The 19,753-nt window shown below is 72.4% G+C and carries 17 protein-coding genes and 1 tRNA gene; 4 read left to right on the top strand and 14 right to left on the bottom strand.

The annotated features are described in order from the left end of the window. Positions 1-3 precede the first annotated feature (3 nt). The 6 genes from cysS to FHX81_RS19270 all read right to left on the bottom strand — a co-directional run bounded on the left by cysS (position 4) and on the right by FHX81_RS19270 (position 4,235). A complete protein-coding gene (gene cysS / locus FHX81_RS19295) occupies positions 4-1,395 on the bottom strand; it encodes a cysteine--tRNA ligase (protein WP_141979492.1) in 1,392 nt (463 codons plus the stop codon). Between the two features lie 45 nt (positions 1,396-1,440). Next, positions 1,441-2,052, bottom strand: coding sequence for an HAD family hydrolase (locus tag FHX81_RS19290; RefSeq protein ID WP_141979491.1), 612 nt, complete (start codon positions 2,050-2,052; stop codon positions 1,441-1,443). A gap of 83 nt (positions 2,053-2,135) precedes the next feature. After that, positions 2,136-2,531, bottom strand: a complete 396-nt coding sequence (locus FHX81_RS19285) for a PPOX class F420-dependent oxidoreductase (RefSeq protein WP_141979490.1) — start codon at positions 2,529-2,531, stop codon at positions 2,136-2,138. Positions 2,532-2,536: 5 nt separating this feature from the next. Beyond that, positions 2,537-3,010, bottom strand: a complete 474-nt coding sequence (gene ispF, locus FHX81_RS19280; RefSeq protein ID WP_246107886.1) for a 2-C-methyl-D-erythritol 2,4-cyclodiphosphate synthase — start codon at positions 3,008-3,010, stop codon at positions 2,537-2,539. After that, positions 3,007-3,714 carry a 2-C-methyl-D-erythritol 4-phosphate cytidylyltransferase gene (gene ispD, locus FHX81_RS19275; protein ID WP_141979489.1) on the bottom strand — a complete coding sequence of 236 codons (708 nt, stop codon included), beginning with the start codon at positions 3,712-3,714 and terminating at the stop codon, positions 3,007-3,009. Before ispD ends, ispF begins: the two co-directional genes overlap by 4 nt. Before the next feature lie 32 nt (positions 3,715-3,746). Then, positions 3,747-4,235, bottom strand: a complete 489-nt coding sequence (locus tag FHX81_RS19270) for a CarD family transcriptional regulator (RefSeq protein WP_012782996.1) — start codon at positions 4,233-4,235, stop codon at positions 3,747-3,749. A gap of 302 nt (positions 4,236-4,537) precedes the next feature. Here FHX81_RS19270 and FHX81_RS19265 point away from each other — a divergent pair, with 302 nt between their 5' ends. Together FHX81_RS19265 and radA are read left to right on the top strand one after the other, a co-directional pair. After that, positions 4,538-5,317 carry a copper chaperone PCu(A)C domain-containing protein gene (locus tag FHX81_RS19265; RefSeq protein WP_141979488.1) on the top strand — a complete coding sequence of 260 codons (780 nt, stop codon included), beginning with the start codon at positions 4,538-4,540 and terminating at the stop codon, positions 5,315-5,317. A 123-nt stretch (positions 5,318-5,440) separates the two neighbouring features. Beyond that, positions 5,441-6,805, top strand: coding sequence for a DNA repair protein RadA (gene radA, locus FHX81_RS19260; protein ID WP_141979487.1), 1,365 nt, complete (start codon positions 5,441-5,443; stop codon positions 6,803-6,805). A gap of 51 nt (positions 6,806-6,856) precedes the next feature. On the opposite strand, the gene otsB is transcribed toward radA, so the two are convergent. The 3 genes from otsB to FHX81_RS19245 all read right to left on the bottom strand — a co-directional run bounded on the left by otsB (position 6,857) and on the right by FHX81_RS19245 (position 12,375). After that, the gene (gene otsB / locus FHX81_RS19255; RefSeq protein WP_141979486.1) at positions 6,857-9,391 is read right to left on the bottom strand and encodes a trehalose-phosphatase; all 2,535 of its coding nucleotides are present in this window, start codon (positions 9,389-9,391) and stop codon (positions 6,857-6,859) included. A gap of 66 nt (positions 9,392-9,457) precedes the next feature. Further along, positions 9,458-10,882, bottom strand: coding sequence for an alpha,alpha-trehalose-phosphate synthase (UDP-forming) (locus tag FHX81_RS19250; RefSeq protein WP_141979485.1), 1,425 nt, complete (start codon positions 10,880-10,882; stop codon positions 9,458-9,460). Between the two features lie 155 nt (positions 10,883-11,037). Further along, positions 11,038-12,375 (bottom strand): threonine/serine exporter family protein, encoded by a 1,338-nt coding sequence (locus FHX81_RS19245; protein ID WP_141979484.1) that lies wholly within the window; start codon positions 12,373-12,375, stop codon positions 11,038-11,040. Positions 12,376-12,653: 278 nt separating this feature from the next. Between FHX81_RS19245 and FHX81_RS19240 the strand changes: the two genes are divergently transcribed. After that, a tRNA-Thr gene (locus FHX81_RS19240) sits at positions 12,654-12,729 on the top strand. A 125-nt stretch (positions 12,730-12,854) separates the two neighbouring features. On the opposite strand, the gene FHX81_RS19235 is transcribed toward FHX81_RS19240, so the two are convergent. Both FHX81_RS19235 and FHX81_RS19230 read right to left on the bottom strand, forming a co-directional pair. After that, positions 12,855-13,277 carry a nuclear transport factor 2 family protein gene (locus FHX81_RS19235; protein WP_141979483.1) on the bottom strand — a complete coding sequence of 141 codons (423 nt, stop codon included), beginning with the start codon at positions 13,275-13,277 and terminating at the stop codon, positions 12,855-12,857. 142 nt (positions 13,278-13,419) lie between these two features. Next, on the bottom strand, positions 13,420-15,012 hold the full coding sequence (locus FHX81_RS19230; RefSeq protein WP_141979482.1) for a vWA domain-containing protein: 1,593 nt from the start codon (positions 15,010-15,012) through the stop codon (positions 13,420-13,422). A gap of 171 nt (positions 15,013-15,183) precedes the next feature. Here FHX81_RS19230 and mgrA point away from each other — a divergent pair, with 171 nt between their 5' ends. Further along, positions 15,184-16,212 carry an L-glyceraldehyde 3-phosphate reductase gene (gene mgrA, locus FHX81_RS19225; protein ID WP_141979481.1) on the top strand — a complete coding sequence of 343 codons (1,029 nt, stop codon included), beginning with the start codon at positions 15,184-15,186 and terminating at the stop codon, positions 16,210-16,212. On the opposite strand, the gene FHX81_RS19220 is transcribed toward mgrA, so the two are convergent. The 3 genes from FHX81_RS19220 to FHX81_RS19210 all read right to left on the bottom strand — a co-directional run bounded on the left by FHX81_RS19220 (position 16,209) and on the right by FHX81_RS19210 (position 19,637). Then, positions 16,209-17,606, bottom strand: a complete 1,398-nt coding sequence (locus tag FHX81_RS19220) for a sensor histidine kinase (RefSeq protein ID WP_246107885.1) — start codon at positions 17,604-17,606, stop codon at positions 16,209-16,211. The two genes, mgrA and FHX81_RS19220, sit on opposite strands and share 4 nt — an antisense overlap. Then, positions 17,603-18,301, bottom strand: a complete 699-nt coding sequence (locus FHX81_RS19215; RefSeq protein ID WP_141979480.1) for a response regulator transcription factor — start codon at positions 18,299-18,301, stop codon at positions 17,603-17,605. Before FHX81_RS19215 ends, FHX81_RS19220 begins: the two co-directional genes overlap by 4 nt. 295 nt (positions 18,302-18,596) lie before the next feature. Next, complete coding sequence (locus FHX81_RS19210; RefSeq protein WP_141979479.1) at positions 18,597-19,637, bottom strand: ADP-ribosylglycohydrolase family protein; 1,041 nt, start codon at positions 19,635-19,637, stop codon at positions 18,597-18,599. Positions 19,638-19,753: the final 116 nt, after the last annotated feature.

Below are 19,753 nucleotides of genomic sequence, written 5' to 3'. Positions count from 1 at the left end.
AGCTCAGTCGTCCTTCAACGTCCACAACGGACCGTCGGGGGTGTCCTCGACGGCGATACCGGCCAGCAGCAGGTGGTCGCGCAGCGCGTCCGCGCGCGCGAAGTCCCTGTCCTTGCGGGCCTGCGACCGCTCTTCCAGCAGCCGCTCCACCAGCACGCCCAGCGCGTGCCTGCCCGCGCCGCCCGCCGCGGCCTCGTGCCACTGCGGCGACAGCGGGTCCAGGCCGAGCACGCCGGTCATCGCCCGCACCGACCCGGCGGCCGCCCGCGCGCCCGCGTCGTCACCGGACTCCAGGGCCGTGTTGCCCTCGCGCAGCCGCTTGTGGATCGCGGCCAACGCGCCGGGCGTGCCCATGTCGTCGTCCATCGACGTGACGAACGCGGGCGACAGCTCGCCCTCCGCGCCGACCGCGCCGGTGCGCTCGACCACGCGCCGCAGGAACGACTCGATCCGCCGGTAGGCCGACACCGACTCGTCCAACGCCTCGGGCGAGTACTCGATCGCCGACCGGTAGTGCGGCCCGACCAGGTAGTACCGCAGCTCGGGGGCGCGGACCCGCTCCAGCATCGCCGGGATCGACACCGTGTTGCCCAGCGACTTCGACATCTTCTCGCCGCTGAGCGTCACCCACGCGTTGTGCATCCAGTACCGGGCGAACCCGTCGCCCGCCGCGCGCGACTGCGCCTGCTCGTTCTCGTGGTGCGGGAAGATCAGGTCGATGCCGCCGCCGTGGATGTCGAACGTCCCGCCCAGGTACGCGGTCGCCATCGCCGAGCACTCCAGGTGCCAGCCCGGCCGGCCCGGACCCCACGGCGTCGGCCACGACGGCTCGCCCGGCTTCGCCGCCTTCCACAGCGTGAAGTCGCGCGCGTCGCGCTTGCCGGTCGCGGCGGACTCGCCCTGGTGCACCTCGTCCAGCTTCTGCCCGGACAGCTCGCCGTACTCGGGGAACGACGTCACCGAGAAGTACACGTCGCCGTCGGAGGCGTACGCGTGACCCTTCTCGATCAGCCGCTCCATCAGGTCGACCATCTGCGTGACGTGGCCGGTGGCGCGCGGCGAGTACGAGGCGGGCAGGCAGCCCAGCGCGTCGTAGGCCGCATCGAACGCACGCTCGTGCCGGTAGGCCCACTCCCACCACCGCGCGCCGTGCTCGGTCGCCTTGGCGAGGATCTTGTCGTCGATGTCCGTGACGTTGCGCACCAGCCGCACGGTCGAGCCGTCCCGGGCCAGCCAGCGCCGCAGCACGTCGAAGTTCAGGCCGCTGCGCACGTGGCCGATGTGGGGAACCCCCTGCACCGTGGCCCCACAGACGTAGATCGACGCCGTTCCGCTGACCTGCGGGACGAACTCCCGCATGGACCGGGTCGCGGTGTCGAACAGGTGGAGGCTCACGTGAAGATGGTACGGGCGGTGACCGGACGGGGTTGAATCGCCCGGTCAGATGTGCTTGCGCAGGACCTGCAGCAGAGCGTCCGGGCGGCTGCCGGTCGGCAGCGGCTCGACGATCTCGACCGAGCAGCCGATCGCCGCCGCGCCGCCGTCGGCCTCCGCGCTGTCGCCGATCATGAGCGCCTCGGTGGGGTGCACGCCCAGGCGGTCGCAGGCGATGCGGAACAGCTTCGGGTCCGGCTTGGCGAAGCCCTCCCGGTAGGACAGGACGAACTCGTCCACCCGGTTCTCGACGCCGTGGCGTGCGAAGACGGCGGAGATGTCCCAGGCGATGTTGCTGACCACCGCGGTCGGCAGCTCGGTGCCCAGCGCCTGCGCGGTGTCCGGGTACGGCTGCCAGAACGGAGGGCTGCACAGGTCGGCGTAGAACCGCGCCGGGTCCTTCGCGCCCGCCTTCGCCAGCACGGCGAGGTGCAGCTCGCGGTGCGAGTCGGGGTCGAGGTCGCGGCGTTCCCACTGCTCGGGGTCGACGTCCAGGCCGTCGGCGACGCCGACCGGCGCGGTGAGCGCGCGCATCAGCTCGGCGTGGGCGGCCAGCGAGTCGTGCTCCAAGCGGAACAGGGTGCCGGAGAAGTCGAAGAGCACGGCGCGGATCGTCACATAACGCACGTTACGGGATCCGAACATCGGAGGTGTGGGGCATCCCGCAGACCGGGAAGCACCGCGGCCCGGCGGGCGCGGGGTCAGGCGGCGTTGCCGGTGGCCTTCGTCGGCGTGAGGCGCAGCACCACGCGGACCCGACCGGGCGCGTCAGCCGGGAAGTCCTCGCCCGTGTACTTGAGCGACAGGGCGTTCGCGAGAGCACGCCCCGTGTCCTCGGTGATCGTCACGGTGCCGCGGATCTCGGCGTACACCTCCGGGTCGGTGCCGCTCCACACGCTCACGCCGGCCCGCGGGTCGCGGCGGAGGTTGCGCTCCTTCGCGCGGTCGCGCAGCGTCGAGAACAGCAGGTCGTCGCCGTCCCGCGTCACCCACACCACCGATGTCTGAGGGCTGCCGTCCGGATTGACCGCGGCCAGGACGCAGTAATTGCGCTCGTCGACCAAGGCGCGCGTGGCCGCGCTGAGGGTGACCGCCATGCGGCTCAGGCCAGCGGGACGACCAACGCCGTCGCCACGGCGGCGATGCCCTCGCCGCGCCCGGTCAGGCCCAGGCCGTCGGTGGTCGTGCCGCTGACCGACACCGGGCCGCCGACCGCCGCCGACAGCACCCCCTGCGCCTCGTCCCGGCGCTTGCCGATCTTGGGCGCGTTGCCGATGACCTGCACGGCGGCGTTGCCCACCCGGTAGCCGGCCTCCTCGACCAGCCGGCGCACCTCGGCCAGGAACTCCACGCCGTGCCGACCGGACCAGCGCGGGTCGCTCGTGCCGAACACCGCGCCCAGGTCGCCCAGGCCCGCGGCGGACAGCAGCGCGTCGCACAGCGCGTGGGCGGCCACGTCACCGTCCGAGTGCCCGGCGCAGCCGTCCGCGTCGTCCCAGCGCAGGCCCGCCAACCAGCACTCGCGGCCCGCTTCGACCTGGTGGACGTCCGTGCCGATGCCCACCCTGGGTATCACGGTGCTCCTCCGCCGACCAGCAGCGCCTCGGCCACCGCCAGGTCGAACTTCGTGGTGATCTTCATGGCGTCGGGGTGACCCGGCACGGTGACGACCGGCACACCCAGCCGCTCGACCAGGCCCGCGTCGTCCGTCGCGCCGAGACCGGCCCGGCGGGCGGCGTCGTGCGCGCGCAGCAGGACGGCCGGGTCGAAGCCCTGGGGCGTCTGCACGACCCGCAGCGCCGCGCGGTCCGGTGTGGCGAGCACCACGCCGTCCGCGTCGACCTGCTTGACCGTGTCGGCGACCGGCAGCACCGGGATGACGGCCGGGTGACCTGCGGCGACGGCGTCCACGACGGCTTCGACCACGGCCGGCGGGGTGAACGCGCGGGCCGCGTCGTGGACGAGCACGATCGAAGTGTCGCCGATCTCACGCAGGGCGTACGTCAGGGCCAGGCGCACCGAGTCCGACCGCTCGGCGCCACCGGCCACGACGTGCACCGCCCCGCCGGCTGGGGCCGACGGGGCGGTGACAGTACTCACAACGTCCACATCGGACGGCGGCGCGGCGATCACGACGTGCTGGACGCGACCCGAGGCGAACAGGCCGCGCACCGCACGCACGAGCAGCGGAACGCCGTCGACCGGCACGAGCGCCTTGGGCATGCCATAGCCCAAGCGCTCACCCCGGCCCGCCGCGGGCACGAGCGCGACCACACCCATGTTCGCGGTTTCCGGTTTGTCGGGTGGAACGATCAGGACGCGGTAGCCAGGACCTCGTCGAGGAGGACCTCAGCCTTGTCCTCGTCGGTGCCCTCGGCCAGCGCCAGTTCGCTAACCAGTATCTGTCGAGCCTTCGCCAGCATCCGCTTCTCACCAGCGGACAGACCGCGATCCTTCTCGCGCCGCCAGAGGTCGCGCACCACTTCGGCCACCTTGTTCACGTCACCGGACGCGAGCTTCTCGAGGTTGGCCTTGTACCGCCGGGACCAGTTGGTCGGCTCCTCCGTGTGGGGAGCACGCAAGACCTCGAAGACCTTGTCAAGACCCTCCTGGCCGACGACGTCACGAACGCCCACGATCTCGGCGTTGTCGGCGGGGACGCGAACCGTGAGGTCGCCCTGGGCAACCTTGAGGACGAGGTACTTCTTCTCCTCGCCCTTGATCACACGGGTCTCGATTGCTTCGATGAGAGCGGCACCGTGGTGCGGGTAGACGACGGTCTCTCCGACCTTGAAAACCATGTGTCCTCTGCCCCTTTCGCTAACCCCATCCTAACACGCCGAGCAATCCCCTCTTCGGCCCGTTGAGATCAGTTAGCGCTGGTCAGGGCCGCGTGGGGGGTTGACAAATCACCCGGTCGCATGCAACGCCCGAGGTCGATCTTGCTCCACTGTGGACGCGCGCGGCGGGCTCCCGGGGTGGTGTGGGGCACCACGTGCCGCAGGTCCCGGCGCGCCCCGTTAGGCTCCTGGACTGGTGGTCGGACCCGTTACTACCGGGTACGACCCGCCTCGTCAGCACACCGGGAAGGATCCGAGCAGCCGTGGGTCGCGCACTCCAGAAGTACCCAGCGCCGCGCCGCCTGGCCGTCGTGGCCGCCCTGGCGACGGGCCTCGGCTTGGCCGCCGCAGGTTGCAGCGCAGGTCAGGTCACGCAGACGGACACGCAGGTGGCCGCCGTCAACGGGGCCAGCGGGCAGGTGGGAGACGTGGCCGTCCGCGACGCGCAGTTCCTGTTCCCGGTGGCGCACGGCTCCTACGAGCAGGGTGACGACGCCCCGATCATCGTCGTGATCGCCAACAACGGCACCGAGGCGGACACGCTGATCGGCGTGACCAGCGAGGGCTCGGCGCCCGCCGGGATCACCGGCGACTCGCGGCTGGAGCCCGGTTCGGTGATCATCTCCGGCGCGGACCAGGACGACGCGGGCAGCCACGCGTCGACGACGACCAAGCCGACGTCGTCCTCCTCGCCGTCCGGCTCCCAGGCGCCGTCCGACTCGCACGGCACGGCGACGACGACCACCACCCCCACGCCGGCCGGCTCGGGCACGGCCACCACGACCACGGGGACGGTCACGCCCACCTCGGGCAGCGGCACGTCCATCTCGGCCCCGCCGACCACGGGCACGAAGCTGCCGTCCTCGGTGGACCCGACGGAGCCGGGCGTGGTGAAGATCGTGCTGAAGGGCCTGAAGAAGCCGCTGCGGCCCGGCGAGACGATCCGGGTCACGTTCCTGTTCGAGAAGGCAGGCGAGCTGACCCTGGACCTGCCGATCGGCGCCACCCCGGAGCCGCGCCAGGACGCACCCTCGGAGCACTGAGCGCTCCGCGCACCACCACGCGACGCCGAGCAGGGGTCCCCGACCGGGGGCCCCTGCTTCTCGTTCCGCCGGTGGGCACCGGCGGTCCGGGCGTTGTCGGGGGTGCCGGATAGCCTCCCGGGCGTGGCGAAGACAGCACGGGTGGCCAGGCCGACGTACCGCTGCGCCGAGTGCGGGCACGAGGTGGCGAAGTGGGTCGGGCGGTGCCCGGAGTGCCAGGCCTGGGGCACGGTGGAGGAGCGGGGGGTGTCGGCCGCGCCGCGCTTCCTCGCCGGCACGCCGAGCTCCGAGGCGCGGCCCATCGCGCAGGTCGACATCGAGTCCGCGCGGGCCGTGTCGACCGGGGTCCTCGAACTCGACCGGGTCCTCGGCGGCGGCCTGGTGCCGGGCGCGGTGGTGCTCCTGGCCGGTGAGCCCGGGGTCGGGAAGTCGACGCTGCTGCTGGAGGTCGCGCACCAGTGGGCGTTGTCGGTCGGCCGCTGCCTCTACGTCACCGGCGAGGAGTCGGCGGGGCAGGTGCGGTTGCGGGCGGACCGGACCGGGAACCTGCACGACGAGATCTACCTGGCCGCCGAGAGCGACATCTCCGCCGTCCTCGGCCAGGTGGACGCCGTCAAGCCGAGCATGCTCATCGTGGACTCGGTGCAGACCATGTCCTCGCCGGCGGTGGACGGCGCGCCGGGCGGGGTCAGCCAGGTCCGGGCGGTCACCGCGGGCCTGATCGCGGTCGCCAAGGAGCGCGGGCTGCCGGTCGTGCTGGTCGGCCACGTCACCAAGGAGGGCTCGGTCGCCGGGCCGCGCGTGCTGGAGCACCTGGTGGACGTGGTGCTGCAGTTCGAGGGCGACCGGCACTCCACCCTGCGCCTGCTGCGCGGCGTGAAGAACCGGTTCGGGCCGGCCGACGAGGTCGGCTGCTTCGAGCTGCGCGACGACGGCATCGCGGGCGTGCCCGACCCGTCCGGGCTGTTCCTGCACCGCCGCGAGCAGGCGGTGTCCGGCACGGCCGTCACGGTCGTCGTGGAGGGCAAGCGGCCGATGCTGGGCGAGGTGCAGGCGCTGGTCACGCCGACCGCGCTGCCCGCGCCGCGCCGCGCGGTGAGCGGCCTGGACTCGGCGCGCCTGGCCATGGTCCTCGCGGTGCTGGAGAAGCGCGGCAAGGTCGGCCTGGGCAACAAGGACGTGTTCACCGCCACCGTCGGCGGCATGCGGCTGGTCGAGCCCGCGGTGGACCTGGCGGTGGCGCTGGCCGTCGCCTCGGCGGCCACGGACCTGCCCCTGCCGCACGACCTCGTCGTGGTCGGCGAGGTCGGCCTGTCCGGCGAGCTGCGCCGCGTCGGCGGTGTCGGCCGCCGCCTCACCGAGGCCGCGCGGCTCGGGTTCACCAAGGCGCTGGTGCCGCCGGACGCAGGCCCGCTGCCGCAGGGCACGCGGGCGCTCGTCGCCCAGGACCTGCACGAAGCGCTGAACCTGCTCAAGCTGAAGAAGTAGCGCAACCGGCGCCCCCCTTGACCAGGGGGACGCCGGTTGCGCGACGAGCGACTAGCGCCCGGCCGCCAGCAGCTGGGCGCAGCGGATCAGGCCCAGGTGGCTGTAGGCCTGCGGGTGGTTGCCCAGGGAGCGCTCCGCGATCGGGTCGTACTCCTCGGGCAGCAGACCGGTCGGCCCGGCCGCGTCCACCATCTGCGCGAACAGCTCCTCGGCCTCGGTGCGCCGCCCGGTGAGCAGGTAGGCCTCGATCATCCACGCCGCGCACAGGTGGAAGCCGCCCTCGTCACCCGGGAGGCCGTCGTCCCGCCGGTACCGGTACACCGTGGACCCGGACCGCAGCTCCGCCTCGATCGCGGTCACGGTGGCCTGGAACCGGTCGTCCGCCGGGTCGATCAACCCCGACAGCCCGACGTGCAGCGACGCCGCGTCCAGGTCGTCGCCGTCGTAGGCGGTGGTGAACGACTGCGCCTCCTCGCTCCACCCGTGCTTGAGCACGTCGTTGGAGATGGTGTCGCGCAGCACCGGCCACGACGGGTCGATCTCCCGGCCGTACACCTCGGCCAGCTTCACCGCCCGGTCCAGCGTCACCCAGCACATGACCTTCGAGTACACGTGGTGGCGCGGCGCGTGCCGCTCCTCCCAGATGCCGTGGTCGGGCTCGTGCCAGCGGCGGGCGACCGCCTCCGCCATCGCCTGCACCATCAGCCAGTCCTGGTCGGTCAACGAGCCGCGCGCGTCGGCGAGCTGCACGACCAGGTCCACCACCGGGCCGAACACGTCCAGCTGCACCTGCTGGTTGGCCAGGTTGCCGACGCGCACCGGCCGCGACCCGGCGTACCCGGGCAGCGTGTCGATGACCGCCTCGGCGCCGAGCATGGTGCCCTGCAACGTGTAGAGCGGGTGCAGGCGCTCCGGGCCGGGCAGGGTCGACAGCACCCCGTGCACCCACCCCAGGAACGACTCCGCCTCGCCCAGCGACCCGACCGACACCAGCGCCTGGGCGGTCAGCGCCGCGTCGCGCAGCCAGCAGTACCGGTAGTCCCAGTTGCGGATGCCGCCCAGCTCCTCGGGCAGCGAGGTGGTGGCGGCGGCCATGATCGCGCCGGTGTCGTGGTGCACCAGGCCCTTCAACGTCAACGCCGACCGCAGCACCAGGTCCGACTCGACCGGGGGCAGCTTCAGCGTCGCCGCCCAGTCCGACCAGAACGCACCGGCCCGCGCCCGCCGCTCCGGCTCGCCGAGCGTGGCCTCGGACAGGTCGTCCGTGCCGCAGCGCAGCTCCAGCAGGATCGGCGCGCCCTCGCGGGGCCGCACCACGGCCGTCGCGGTCTCCTGGATGCCGTCGGAGGTGATCTGCCAGTCCACGCCGGGGGAGCGCAGGACCATCGGGTCCGACGTGCCGACGACGCGCAGGCCGTCGCGCTCGCGCAGCAGCCGCACCGGCACCTGGCCGAACTCCGGCCGGGGCGCGAACGTGATCACCGCGTTGGTCGAGCCGGAGATGCGCCGCACCAGGTCGGTGCGGTGCGAGGCCAGGTCGTGGTCGAGGTAGTCCGTGACCAGCAGCCGCGACCAGCGGGTCTCCACGATCATGGTGCCCGGCACGTACCGCTGGCCCAGGGGCAGCGAGCCGTGCTCCGGCTTGATCGAGAAGTGGCCCGCGGCGGGCCCGCCGAGCAGGTCGGCGAACACCGCCGCCGAGTCCGGCTCCGGGTGGCACAGCCAGTTCAGCCGGGCGTCCGGGGTGAGCAGCGCGACGGACCGCTCGTTGGCGAGCATGGTCAGCCGCTCGATCGGCACGGCCTGGTCGCCGTGCAGCCACGCCCGGCGCTCCTCCAGCAGGAACGCCAGCACGGTGGCCACGTCGAGGGTGTCGCCGACGGAGTACTCGGCCAGCGACTCGCCGTCGCCGACCTTGATGCCGACGTCCGGCCCGGACAGCCGGGCAAACGCTTTCTCGTCGGTCACGTCGTCACCGACGAACACGGCCGCGGTCGCCGACGCGCGGTGCCGCAGGACGTCCAGGGCGTGGCCCTTGTCCGTCTGCACCACGGCCAGCTCGATCACGGCCTTGCCCTCGGTGACCTGCACGCCGTCCCAGGTGGCCGGGCCGGTGCGCACGGCGTCGAGGACGCGCTCGCCCACGGCCTGGTCGGCGCGGCGCACGTGCACCGCGATGCTCGCGGGCTTCACCTCCAGGCCGACGCCCTCGTGGCCGGCGACGACGCCTTCCAGCTCGGTTTCCAGGCGGCGGTGCAGTTGTTTGGCGTCGGCGTCCAGCGCGTGCACGAAACCGACGTCGAACTCGGATCCGTGCGAACCCACCAGGTGCACCTCGGACGGCAGGCGCGACAGCGTCGCCAGGTCGCGCAGGGCGCGCCCGGAGATCACCGCGGTCGTCGTCTCGTGCAGTCCGGCCAGGGAGCGCAGGGCGCCCACCGACTCGGGCAGCGGACGGGCGTCCTCTGGGTTGGCCACGATCGGAGCCAATGTCCCGTCGTAGTCGCAGGCGACCAGCAGGCGCGGTGTGCGTGCCAACTGCACGATCGCACGACGAAGTTCGGCGGGGAGGGCCTCGGCGGTCAACGCCCCTCCTCAATGCTCGGTGGGACAAGGTCGGTGGATGGGATCTGAACTGATTCAGATCGCGAACTACGCGCCCAAGGCATCAAGAAACGATCGAGCCCATCGGTCGACGTCGTGCGTGAGGACTTGGCGGCGCAGCGCGCGCATCCTACGGCGGCCTTCGGCCGGATCCAGCGTGAGGGCGGCTTCGAGAGCGTTCTTCACACCGTCCAGGTCGTGGGGGTTGACGAGGAACGCGCTCGTGAGTTCGGCCGCCGCGCCGGCGAACTCCGAGAGCACCAGCGCGCCGCCGAGGTCGTAGCGCGTGGCGACGTACTCCTTGCAGACGAGGTTCATCCCGTCACGCACCGGGGTCACGACCATGACGTCGGCGGCCGTCATGAACGCGGTCAGCTCCCGCCGGTTGACCGATTGGTGCAGGTAGTGGACCACGGGGTGGCCCACGGTGGAGAACTCGCCGTTGATCCGGCCGACCGCCTGCTCGATCTCGCCCCGCATCTGCTTGTAGTGCTCGACGCGCTCGCGGCTGGGCGTGGCGAGCTGCACCATGGTGACCTCGCCGGGGTCGACGCGGCCGTCGGCGAGCAGTTCGTACAGCGCACGCAGGCGCACGTCGATGCCCTTGGTGTAGTCCAGGCGGTCCACACCGAGCAGGATCTTCTTCGGGTTCCCGAGGTCTTCGCGGATTTGCTTCGCGTGTTTCTGGACTTCCTTGTCCCGCGCGAGCGCGTCCAGTCCCGCCGAGTCGATGGAGATCGGGAACGCCCCGACCCGGACCGTGCGGTCGCCGACCTGGACGACACCGGGCCGCGTGCGCACGCCGACCGCGCCGCGGCTCGGCTCCAGGCCGACCAGCCGCCGCGCCAGCCAGAGGAAGTTCTGCGCGCCGCCGGGCCGGTGGAAGCCGACCAGGTCCGCGCCGAGCAGCCCGCGGATGATCTCCGTGCGCCACGGCAGCTGCATGAACAGCTCGACCGGCGGGAACGGGATGTGCAGGAAGAAGCCGATGCGCAGGTCCGGGCGCAGCTCGCGCAGCATCGCGGGCACCAGTTGGAGCTGGTAGTCCTGCACCCACACCGTCGCGCCCTGGGCGGCGACCTTCGCGGTCACGTCGGCGAACCGCTGGTTGACCCGCACGTAGGCGTTCCACCAGCGCCGGTGGAAGGCGGGCGGCGCGACCACGTCGTGGTAGAGCGGCCACAACGTGCCGTTGGAGAAGCCCTCGTAGTAGTCGGCGACCTCGGCGGCGCTCAACGCCACGGGGTGCAGTTGGAGGCCGTCCTCCTCGAACGCGTCCACCTCGGCGTCCGCGATGCCGGGCCAGCCCACCCACGCGCCGCTGTGCGTGCGCAGGAACGGCTCCAGGGCGGTGACCAGGCCGCCGGGGCTGTGCTTCCACCGCTGCGTGCCGTCGGGCAGGCGCTCCAGGTCAACCGGCAGGCGGTTGGCCACGACCAGGAAATCCGCGCCGTTCTCGCCAATGCTGCTCACCGGGTAGCGCCTCCTAAGGGATTCGTCTCGCCCACTGTCGAGGTTAGTGGGAACGCGCAGGTTGGATGCCCTCTCGTCACTCCCGTCACACTGTGTTGACTTGACGAAAGAGCGTCAGGTGGGCGATCTCACGTGGAAACGCGGTGTTCAGGCGATCACCGCCGGGAACGGGCCGCGAGCCGGCCGAGGCCGGTGCGGACCGGACGCCCCAAATGTTCACCCAGGACGACGCCGCTCGCGAGCGCGAGCGCCGTGCCGGCGGCCAGCACGAGGGTCGACAGGCCGGCGGCGTCACCCTCGGCGGTGAGCTGGTACAGGCCCCGGTAGGTGGTCCAGCCGGGCAGCAGCGGCACCATGCCGGCCACCGCGACCAGCAGCGGCGGCATGCGCAACCGGCGGGACACGATCTTGCCGCCAAAGCCGACCACGGTGGCCGCGACGGCGGCGCACGCGATGGCGTTCGTGCCGGTGAGGGTGAGCAGGCCGTAGCTGGTCGTGCCCACCGCGCCCGCCGCGGCGGCCATCGGCAGCGCGCGGACCGGCGCGTAGCTCGCCAGGGCGAAGAACGCCGAGGTGGCCGCGCCCGCCGCGAACTGCATCGGCACGTCCGAGATCAGCGGTGGCAGCGGGTCGGAGACGCTGGTCCGCACACCGAGCTGCACGCCGGCGCGCAGGGTCAGCACGATGCCCGCGATGAGGCCCGCGGTGAGCAGCGCGACCTCCACCGTGCGGCCGGCGGCGGTGACGTTGTAGCCGGTGATGGCGTCCTGCACGGTGCCGACCAGCGACAACCCGGACAGCAGCACCACGATCCCGGTGGCGATCAGCAACGACGGCCGCACGGTCGGCAGCAGGTCCGTCGCGTACATCGCCAGCGCGACCGACGTGGCCAGCGCGCCGCCGACCACCTGCTGGAAGAAGAACGGCAGCGAGCGCCGGTTGAGCACCCGCCCGACCCGGTCGATCGTCGCCGTCACCAGCGCCGCCGTCGCCGCCAGCAGCGGACCGCCGCCGACCAGGAACGCCACCGCGCCCGCCATGCCCGCCCACGCGACCGTGGCCACCCAGCGGGGGTACGGGTGGTCGGCGCGGCTGATCCGCTCGATCTCCGCGACCGCGTCCGCGGCCGTGACGCCGTCGGAGGTGATCCGCCGGATCAGGTTCTCCACGGCGGCGAGCCGGGTGTAGTCGACGCTGCGCCCGCGCACCACCCGCATGGACGTCACGGGCGCGGCCTCCGTGCCGCGGTGGCAGGACACGGTGATCGACGTGTAGATCACGTCCACCTCGGTGTGCGGCAGGCCGTACGCGGTGGTGACCGCCAGGATGGTGGCCGTCACGTCGGCCGCGCCCGCACCGCCCGCCATCTGCGCCTCGCCCACCCGCAGCGCGAGGTCGAGCACCAGGTGGACGGTCGAGTCGTCCGGAAGGGACGGTCCCTCCACGGGCCGCGCCCGCTCGGTGCCCGGCACCCGCCGACGCCACAGCCGCACCCGGCGCCACCTCCCTCGATCGCCCCGCCACGCCCGACCGTGCCGGATCCGTGGCTGTGTCCCTCGCCACCCCTGGAAGGGCTACCTGGACCAGGTGAGTCGATCACTGTCCGTCGAATACTGTTGACGTCGCTGGCCAGGGGTTTTGCGGTGCCCCGGGGCCACCCGGACGGTACCGCGACCTCCGGATGGACCAACGCGGGCCCACCGTGAGCAGACCGTTCGCCGCAGGTGGCACCCCGTGCGGGCGCTTACGATGTTCCCGGCCTCCGGGCCGCGCCGGTGTAGCTCAATTGGCAGAGCACTCGCCTTGTAAGCGAAAGGTTGCGGGTTCAAGTCCCGCCACCGGCTCCATTCCATGGGCAGTGACCTGGGGAAACCCGGGATCGTGGTGAAGTTTCATGATCATACCGGGTCTCGGTCGGTGCCTCGTCCGCCCGCCCGGGGGTGACCACCGACCAGCGGGGTGGCCGACGGACCTAGCGGTCGGGCTCGAAGGCTCGCGCGACCGCGAGGCTGTCCTCGTAGACGTGGTGCCGCGTCACGAGCCCGTTCTCGACGGTCAGGTGCAGGGCGAACCGCGCCCGGTACCCGCGACCGGTGGGCTTGGCCGTCTGGCGGATCTCGCCCAGGACCACCGCGTGCTCACCGTCCACCAGGATGCGCTCGACCACCGTCGCCGCCCGGTCCGCGACGTGGTGCTCGGCGATCTCGCGGTAGTGGGCCGCGGCGTCGGCGCGCGTGGACCGGTGGCGGATCCACGGCGTGGCGGCACGGCCGTGCTCCCGCTCCGGCCAGTCCAGCTTCCAGTCCGCCCCGTCGGCGTACAGCTCGGCGATGCGGTCGGCATCCCCTTCGCCGATCCTGCGCAACAACTCCTCCACGGCGGCACGCGTCGACATGCGGTCCCTCCCCCGGCTGTGCATGGCGTTGCCCACTGTTCCACACGCATTCGGGGGAGCGGGTCGGAGCCGCCGGGCCCGTCATCGCCGCCGGAACGGGACGCGGCCCGCGCCCCCCCAGGGACACGGGCCGCGTCGTGCGTCACCCCCGGTCGGTGATGACCCGGTAGGCCACGCCGCCGTGGTCCTCGCCCTCGACGAACTGGACCAGCGTGGTCAGGTAGTCACCCGGCGCCTCGGGCGTGAAGGTGAGCTCCGCGGTGTACCGCTCGCCCGGTTGCAGCGGCACGCCGAGCAGCGCCGACCGCTTCGAGTCGAACTGGAACGCGGTCTCGCCGACCTGCTTCACGCCCTCGGCCTGGCCGCCACCGGCGCGCCAGCGCTCGAACAGGCGCGGCCCGAGGTCGATCACCACGGCGCCCGCCACCGGCTTCTCACCGGTCAGCACCAGGTCGGTCTTGGCCTCCCGGCCGGTCGCGTTGCCCAGGGTGAACCACGACTTCACCGGCTCGAACACCTTGCCGCGCACGGTCTGCAGGTTCTTCCACGCGATGTTGTTGTTGTTCTTGGTGTTCAGCGCGGTGTTCGGCCCCTCGGCGAACGTCATCGGGTCGGTCGCCGACACCCAGCGCGCCAGCAGGCAGAAGTGGCCCGGCCCCGGGACGTTCGTCCACGGGATCTTCGCCACCGCGCCGCCCGTGGGCACGGACAGCGCCTGCTCACCGATGTAGACCCAGTCGCCGTTGGTGGCGTTGTTCCACGTCGTGCCGCCGCCCGCGGGCGTGCGGTAGACCTTCAGCGTGCCGGTGCTCGCGGCCGAGGCGTTGTTCAGCTTCACGTGGATGAAGTTCGTCCCGCCGACGACCGGCTGGATGCCCGCGCAGTCCCCCAGGGACGGGCAGACCTTGATGTCCGGGCTGTTCCACACCGTGCCGTTGGGGTTGGGCTCCGCGCCGGTGTCGGTCACCTGGTCGCGGATGACCACGTCGGTCTGCCGGCAGTCCGACAGGAGCTTGCGGATCGCGTCCGCCGTGCCCGCGCCGGTGGACGTCGTCTGCGTGGACACGCCGCCGGTCGTCGTGGCGTAGTTCTGCATGATCGGCGTGATCGTGGCGGTGAAGGCCGACGACGTCGGCACGTACACGGGCGAGATCTTGATGCCCTTGCCGAGCGCGTCGTTCGCCCGCTGCCCGGCGTTGGTGACGTCCGCGGCGGTGTGCGCGTCGTCGAACCCGCCGGGCCGCGCGTCGGTCACGAGCACGACGAACTTCGTCGCGTTCGACCGCCAGGCGCCGTTGAAGTCGACGTTCTGCGGTCGGCCGGCCGCGGGCAGGTTGTTCACGACGGTGTTCAGCGCCTCGTCGGACGCCTCCGGCTCGCCGCCGCCCCCGCCCGCCGCGAGGGTGTTGGTGACGTAGTTCGTCACCGCCGCCGCGTTGCCGGACGCGAAGTTGGCGTGCACGGTGACGTTGTCCTTGAACGTCACCAGGCCGAGCCGGTAGTCGCCGCCCGAGGCGGCGACGACGTCGTTGACGATGGCGTTGATGCCGGTCTTCAGGTTGGCGATGGCCCCGCCCATGCTGCCGGTGTCGTCGAGGACGAACGCGACGTCGAGGGGACCGCACGGCGCGGCCGCGGGAGCAGGGGCGGCGACCGCGGGCGAGGTGAACTGCACGGCCGAGGCGGTCAGGGCGGCGACCGCCAACAGCGTGCCGCGTCTGAGTGAGGGACGCATCTGATCTCTTTCCGCTCGCACGTCCGGACGCAGGGGCCCGGGCGCCCGGACACCGATGTCCGGACACACCTGGCGGATGATCGGGCGATCGACCGAATACGGTCCGAAAAGAGCAACTTCGTCCCGTTCCCCTACCCGGCAAACGGCAGCCGCGCGTGCCAAGGTGGGGAGGTGTCCTACCTCCCTGACGCCTCGCGGTACGACCGGATGACCTATCGGCGGTGCGGGCGCAGCGGGCTCAAGCTGCCCGCCGTGTCGCTCGGCCTCTGGCACAACTTCGGCGACGACCGGCCCTACGAGACGGGTCGGGCGATCGTGCGCCGGGCGTTCGACCTCGGCGTGACGCACTTCGACCTGGCCAACAACTACGGGCCGCCCTACGGTTCGGCCGAGGTCAACTTCGGCCGGATGGTGGCCGACGACCTGCGGCCGTTCCGCGACGAGCTGGTGATCTCCACCAAGGCGGGCTACGACATGTGGCCCGGACCGTACGGCGAGTGGGGATCGCGCAAGTACCTGCTGTCCTCGCTGGACCAGTCGCTGTCCCGGCTCGGCCTCGACTACGTCGACATCTTCTACTCGCACCGGTTCGACCCCGACACGCCCCTGGAGGAGACGGTCGGCGCGCTGGTCAGCGCGGTGCAGCAGGGCAAGGCGCTCTACGTCGGCATCTCGTCCTACTCGGCGACCAAGACCCGGGAGGCGGCGGAACTGCTGCGCTCGGCGGGCGTGCCGCTGCTGATCCACCAGCCGTCCTACTCGATGCTCAACCGCTGGATCGAGACCGACCTGCTCGACGCGCTGGGCGAGCTGGGCGTCGGCTGCATCGCGTTCTCGCCGCTGGCGCAGGGCATGCTGACCGACAAGTACCTGCACGGCGTGCCGGCGGGCTCACGCGTCACGCAGGGCAAGTCGCTGTCCGAGGACCTGCTCAGCGAGGCGAACCTGGCGCACGTGCGGGCCCTGGACGAGATCGCGGCGTCCCGCGGCCAGTCGCTCGCGCAGCTCGCGCTGACCTGGGCGTTGCGCGACGACCGGGTCACGTCGGTGCTCATCGGCGCGAGCGGCGTCGAGCAGTTGGAGGCGAACGTGGCCGCGCTGGACGGCCCGCCGCTGACCGACGACGAGCTGGAGCGGATCGACGTGCACGCGGTCGACTCGGGCATCGACCTGTGGGCCGAGTCGTCCAACGCCGGCTAGCGCGGCAACGTCACGGTGAACGCGGTGGAGCCCGGCCGGCTGGTCAGCTCCACCGTGCCGCCGTGCGCGGCGACCAGCGAGTGCACCACCGCCAGCCCCAGCCCGCTGCCGCCGCGGTCGCGCGTGCGCGAGTCGTCCACGCGGTAGAACCGGTCGAAGATCCGGGACCGGTCGGCGGCCGGGATGCCGGGCCCGGTGTCGGCCACCCGCAGCACGGCCGACCCGTCGCGCACCGACACCGAGACGGACACCGCCGTGCCCGGCGGGGTGTGCACGGCGGCGTTGGTGAGCAGGTTGTCCACCACCTGCCGCAGCCGCAGCGGGTCGAACGCCGACCGCACCGGCTCGTCCGGCACGGTCACCGTCAGCGGGTGCCCGGGGTGCGCCGCCCGGAACGCGTCCGCCGCCTCCCGCGCCAACGCCGCCAGGTCGCCGTCGGCGATCCGCAACGGCGTCTCCACCTCCGCCGAGTCCAGCCGGGCGAGCAGCAGCAGGTCGTCCAGCAGCACGCTCATCCGCGCCGCCTCCGACCGCAGCTTCTCCAGGTGCGCCTCCCGCTCCCGCGGCGCGTTCGCCGCCGCGTACCGGAACAGGTCCGCGTAACCCCGGATCGACGTCAACGGGGTGCGCAGCTCGTGCGAGGCGTCCGCGATGAACCGCCGCAACCGCTGCTCGGCGGCGGTCCGCGCGGCCAGCGACGTGTCGATGTGGTCCAGCATCGTGTTGAACGCCGTGCGCAGCTCCTCGACCTCCACACCGCCGCTGCCGCCCTCCGCCCGCACCGGCAGCCGGGCCGAGTCGGTCAGGTCGTGCGACGTGATGTCGTGCGCGGTCCGCGCCATGTCGCTCAACGGCTGCAACCCGCGCCGCAGCACCGCCCGCCCGATCACCACGAACGCGATCAGCGCCAGCAGGAACGCGGCCACCTCGACGATCACGAGCTGCCGCACCGTGGTGGTGATGTCGTTCATCGGCGCCGCGCTCACCAGCACCACCCCGTCGGACACCACGCAGCCGCGCAGCCGGTACGTGCCGTCGCCGTGCAGGTACTCGGTCCGGTACACCGGGGCGCGGCCGTCGACCTCCAGCGCCACGGCGGACAGCTCGTCGGCGTCGGCGGGCAGGTCCTCCCGGTTCTTCGGCGTCGCCGTGCCGTCGCGCACGTCGTAGACGATCGAGTACCAGCCGTACGCCTTGCCCTTGACCGTGCCGTTCTTGGCGAAGTCCTTCTTCAGCGAAACCTGCGTGCTCTCCATGGACGCGTCGAGCCGGTGCTCCAGGTACTCCTGCATGCTCCGCGCCATCACCGTGCCGACGACCGCGAACACCGCCAGCGCCAACGCGCCCAGGCCCAGTGCCAGGCGCGTGCCCAGGCGCAGCCGGCGGCGCGTCACCGAGCGGCTCGCCGCAGCACGTACCCCACGCCGCGCACGGTGTGGATCAGCGGCTCGCCGCCGTCGTCCAGCTTGCGGCGCAGGTGCGAGACGACCAGCTCGACCACGTTGGACCGGCCGCCGAAGTCGTACTCCCACACGTGGTCGAGGATCTGCGCCTTGGTCAGCACGGCGGGGGAGCGGCGCATCAGGTAGCGCAGCAGCTCGTACTCGGTGGGCGTGAGCGTGATCAACCGGCCGCCGCGGCGCACCTCGCGGGTGTCCTCGTCCAGGGCCAGGTCGGACACCTTCAGCACGGACCGCTTCCACGTCGGCCCGGTCGACCGCCGCAGCACGGCCCGCAGCCGCGCCATCAGCTCCTCCACCGAGAACGGCTTGACCAGGTAGTCGTCACCGCCGCGGGTCAGGCCCGCGACCCGGTCGGCCGTGCCGTCACGGGCGGTGAGGAACACCACCGGCACCATCGCCCCGACCGCGCGCAGGCGGTCCAGCACGGTGAAGCCGTCCAGGTCGGGCAGCATCAGGTCGAGCACCACGATGTCCGGGTGGAAGTCGGCCGCGGCCCGCAACGCGTCCTCACCGCTGCCCGCGGTCACCGCCTGCCACCCCTCGTACCGCGCCACCGTCGCCACGAGGTCCGCGATGTGCGGCTCGTCGTCCACCACGAGCAGTCGAACCGAAGTGCCCTTGTCCACGCGTCCATGGTGCGGCAGCCCCGCGCGCCGAGCCGGGCGATGGTCCGGTCGACAGCGAGTCGACAGGTTCCCGACAGCTCGCGCAGCGCGCTCCACGTCCCGTTAGGACAAAGGGGTGGGCCGGGTGTGATGACTCACATGCTCTCTGCTACGGTTCCGCCACGGGTTTTCCCGCTCCACGGCCAGGTCAGCCGGGTTCCGCGCTCGGGGCGTGTCCCTGCGCAGACCGCGTGGAGAGCCGGCCTCGGTCGCACGCTTTCGGGAACGTGCGTGCCGAGGCCGGCTTCACTTCTCCTCAGGAGTACCGGCCGAAGTCGAAGTCCTGCCCGGTGACCGAGCGGCCCAGGTCGGCGCCCAGCTCGGTGAGCAGGTCCACCAGTTCCAGGCCCGCCAGCCAGTCGCGGGGCAGTGCCGAGGTGCCGTGCATCGCGCCCAGGACGTTGCCCGTCAACGCCGCCGTGGCGTCGCTGCCGCCCGAGTGGTTCGCCGCCGCGCGCAGGGCGTCCACGAACTGCGCCCGCTTCGGGTACACCAGCACCGTGTGCACGGCGATGGCCAGCGCCTCCGGGCCCGTCCAGCCGCTGCCCAGCCGGTCGACCCGGACCGAGTCGAAGCCCAGCGCCCGGTGCTCGTCGGCGAAGACGACGGCCCGGTTGAGCGTGTTCGCCGTGTACGGGTCGTCGCGCAGCACCCGCCCGATGACCTGGTCCACGGCCTCCCGGATCGGCCGCCCGCGCACCGCCAGCAGGTGGATGAGCAGGGCGAACGCCCCGCCGGACACCCAGCCGCCGGTGCCGCCATGGGTCAGTGCGGCGAACCGGCAACCCAGGTCGTAGGCGATCTCGGCGCTCGGCGCGAAGCCCGCGGGCGCGGTCCGCGTGACGCCGTTGCAGCCGGACGACTCGTTGTGCGGTTCCTCGGGCGTCGGCGGGGTGTCGGCGGCCAGGGCGCGCAGGCACGTCAGGCCCGGCGACCGGCTGGAGTACAGCCGCTCGTCGCCGACGAGCCCGACGGCGTCGGGCTCGGGCGCGGCGACCTGCTGGGTGATCAACCACCGCCGGTAGCTCTGCCAGACGACCTCGACCGGGTCCCACTCGCCGGTGGTCCGACCGCGCACCCACGCCCGCAGGTAGCCGTCGGCGGTGAACAGGGTGAGCTGCGTGTCGTCGGTGACCAGCGCCGGGCGCGGCGGCGCGAGCACGCCCTCCGGGCCGTGGTCGCGCTGGATGTCGGCCCACCCGAGGTACTGGATGGGCGCGCCCAGGGCGTCACCCAGGGCTCCGCCCAGCAGGCAAGCCGAGCCACGGTCGACCACGGTCATCGGCTCGCGCGGCACTTGCCCTCCTGCACTCGCCCAGAACTCGGCCGGGACGTCCGGGGCCAAAACCCTAGCCGTCGGACGCCCGTCCGGTCATGCGAGCACGACTAGTTGAGCAAGCAACATCTACTCAC

It is taken from the genome of Saccharothrix saharensis (genome assembly GCF_006716745.1).
Lineage (GTDB): Bacteria > Actinomycetota > Actinomycetes > Mycobacteriales > Pseudonocardiaceae > Actinosynnema > Actinosynnema saharense.
The sequence above is the reverse complement of the archived record's forward strand: the minus strand, read 5'-3'. Positions and strand labels throughout refer to the sequence as shown.

Bases quoted from the DNA above. Each gene is read 5' to 3' on its own strand.
- FHX81_RS19285 (WP_141979490.1), bottom strand. From the start codon at position 2,531: ATGGCGGTCACCCTCAGCGCGGCCACGCGCGCCTTGGTCGACGAGCGC.
- ispD (WP_141979489.1), bottom strand. From the start codon at position 3,714: ATGGGTGTGGTCGCGCTCGTGCCCGCGGCGGGCCGGGGTGAGCGCTTG.
- FHX81_RS19270 (WP_012782996.1), bottom strand. From the start codon at position 4,235: ATGGTTTTCAAGGTCGGAGAGACCGTCGTCTACCCGCACCACGGTGCC.
- FHX81_RS19235 (WP_141979483.1), bottom strand. From the start codon at position 13,277: ATGTCGACGCGTGCCGCCGTGGAGGAGTTGTTGCGCAGGATCGGCGAA.
- FHX81_RS19230 (WP_141979482.1), bottom strand. From the start codon at position 15,012: ATGCGTCCCTCACTCAGACGCGGCACGCTGTTGGCGGTCGCCGCCCTG.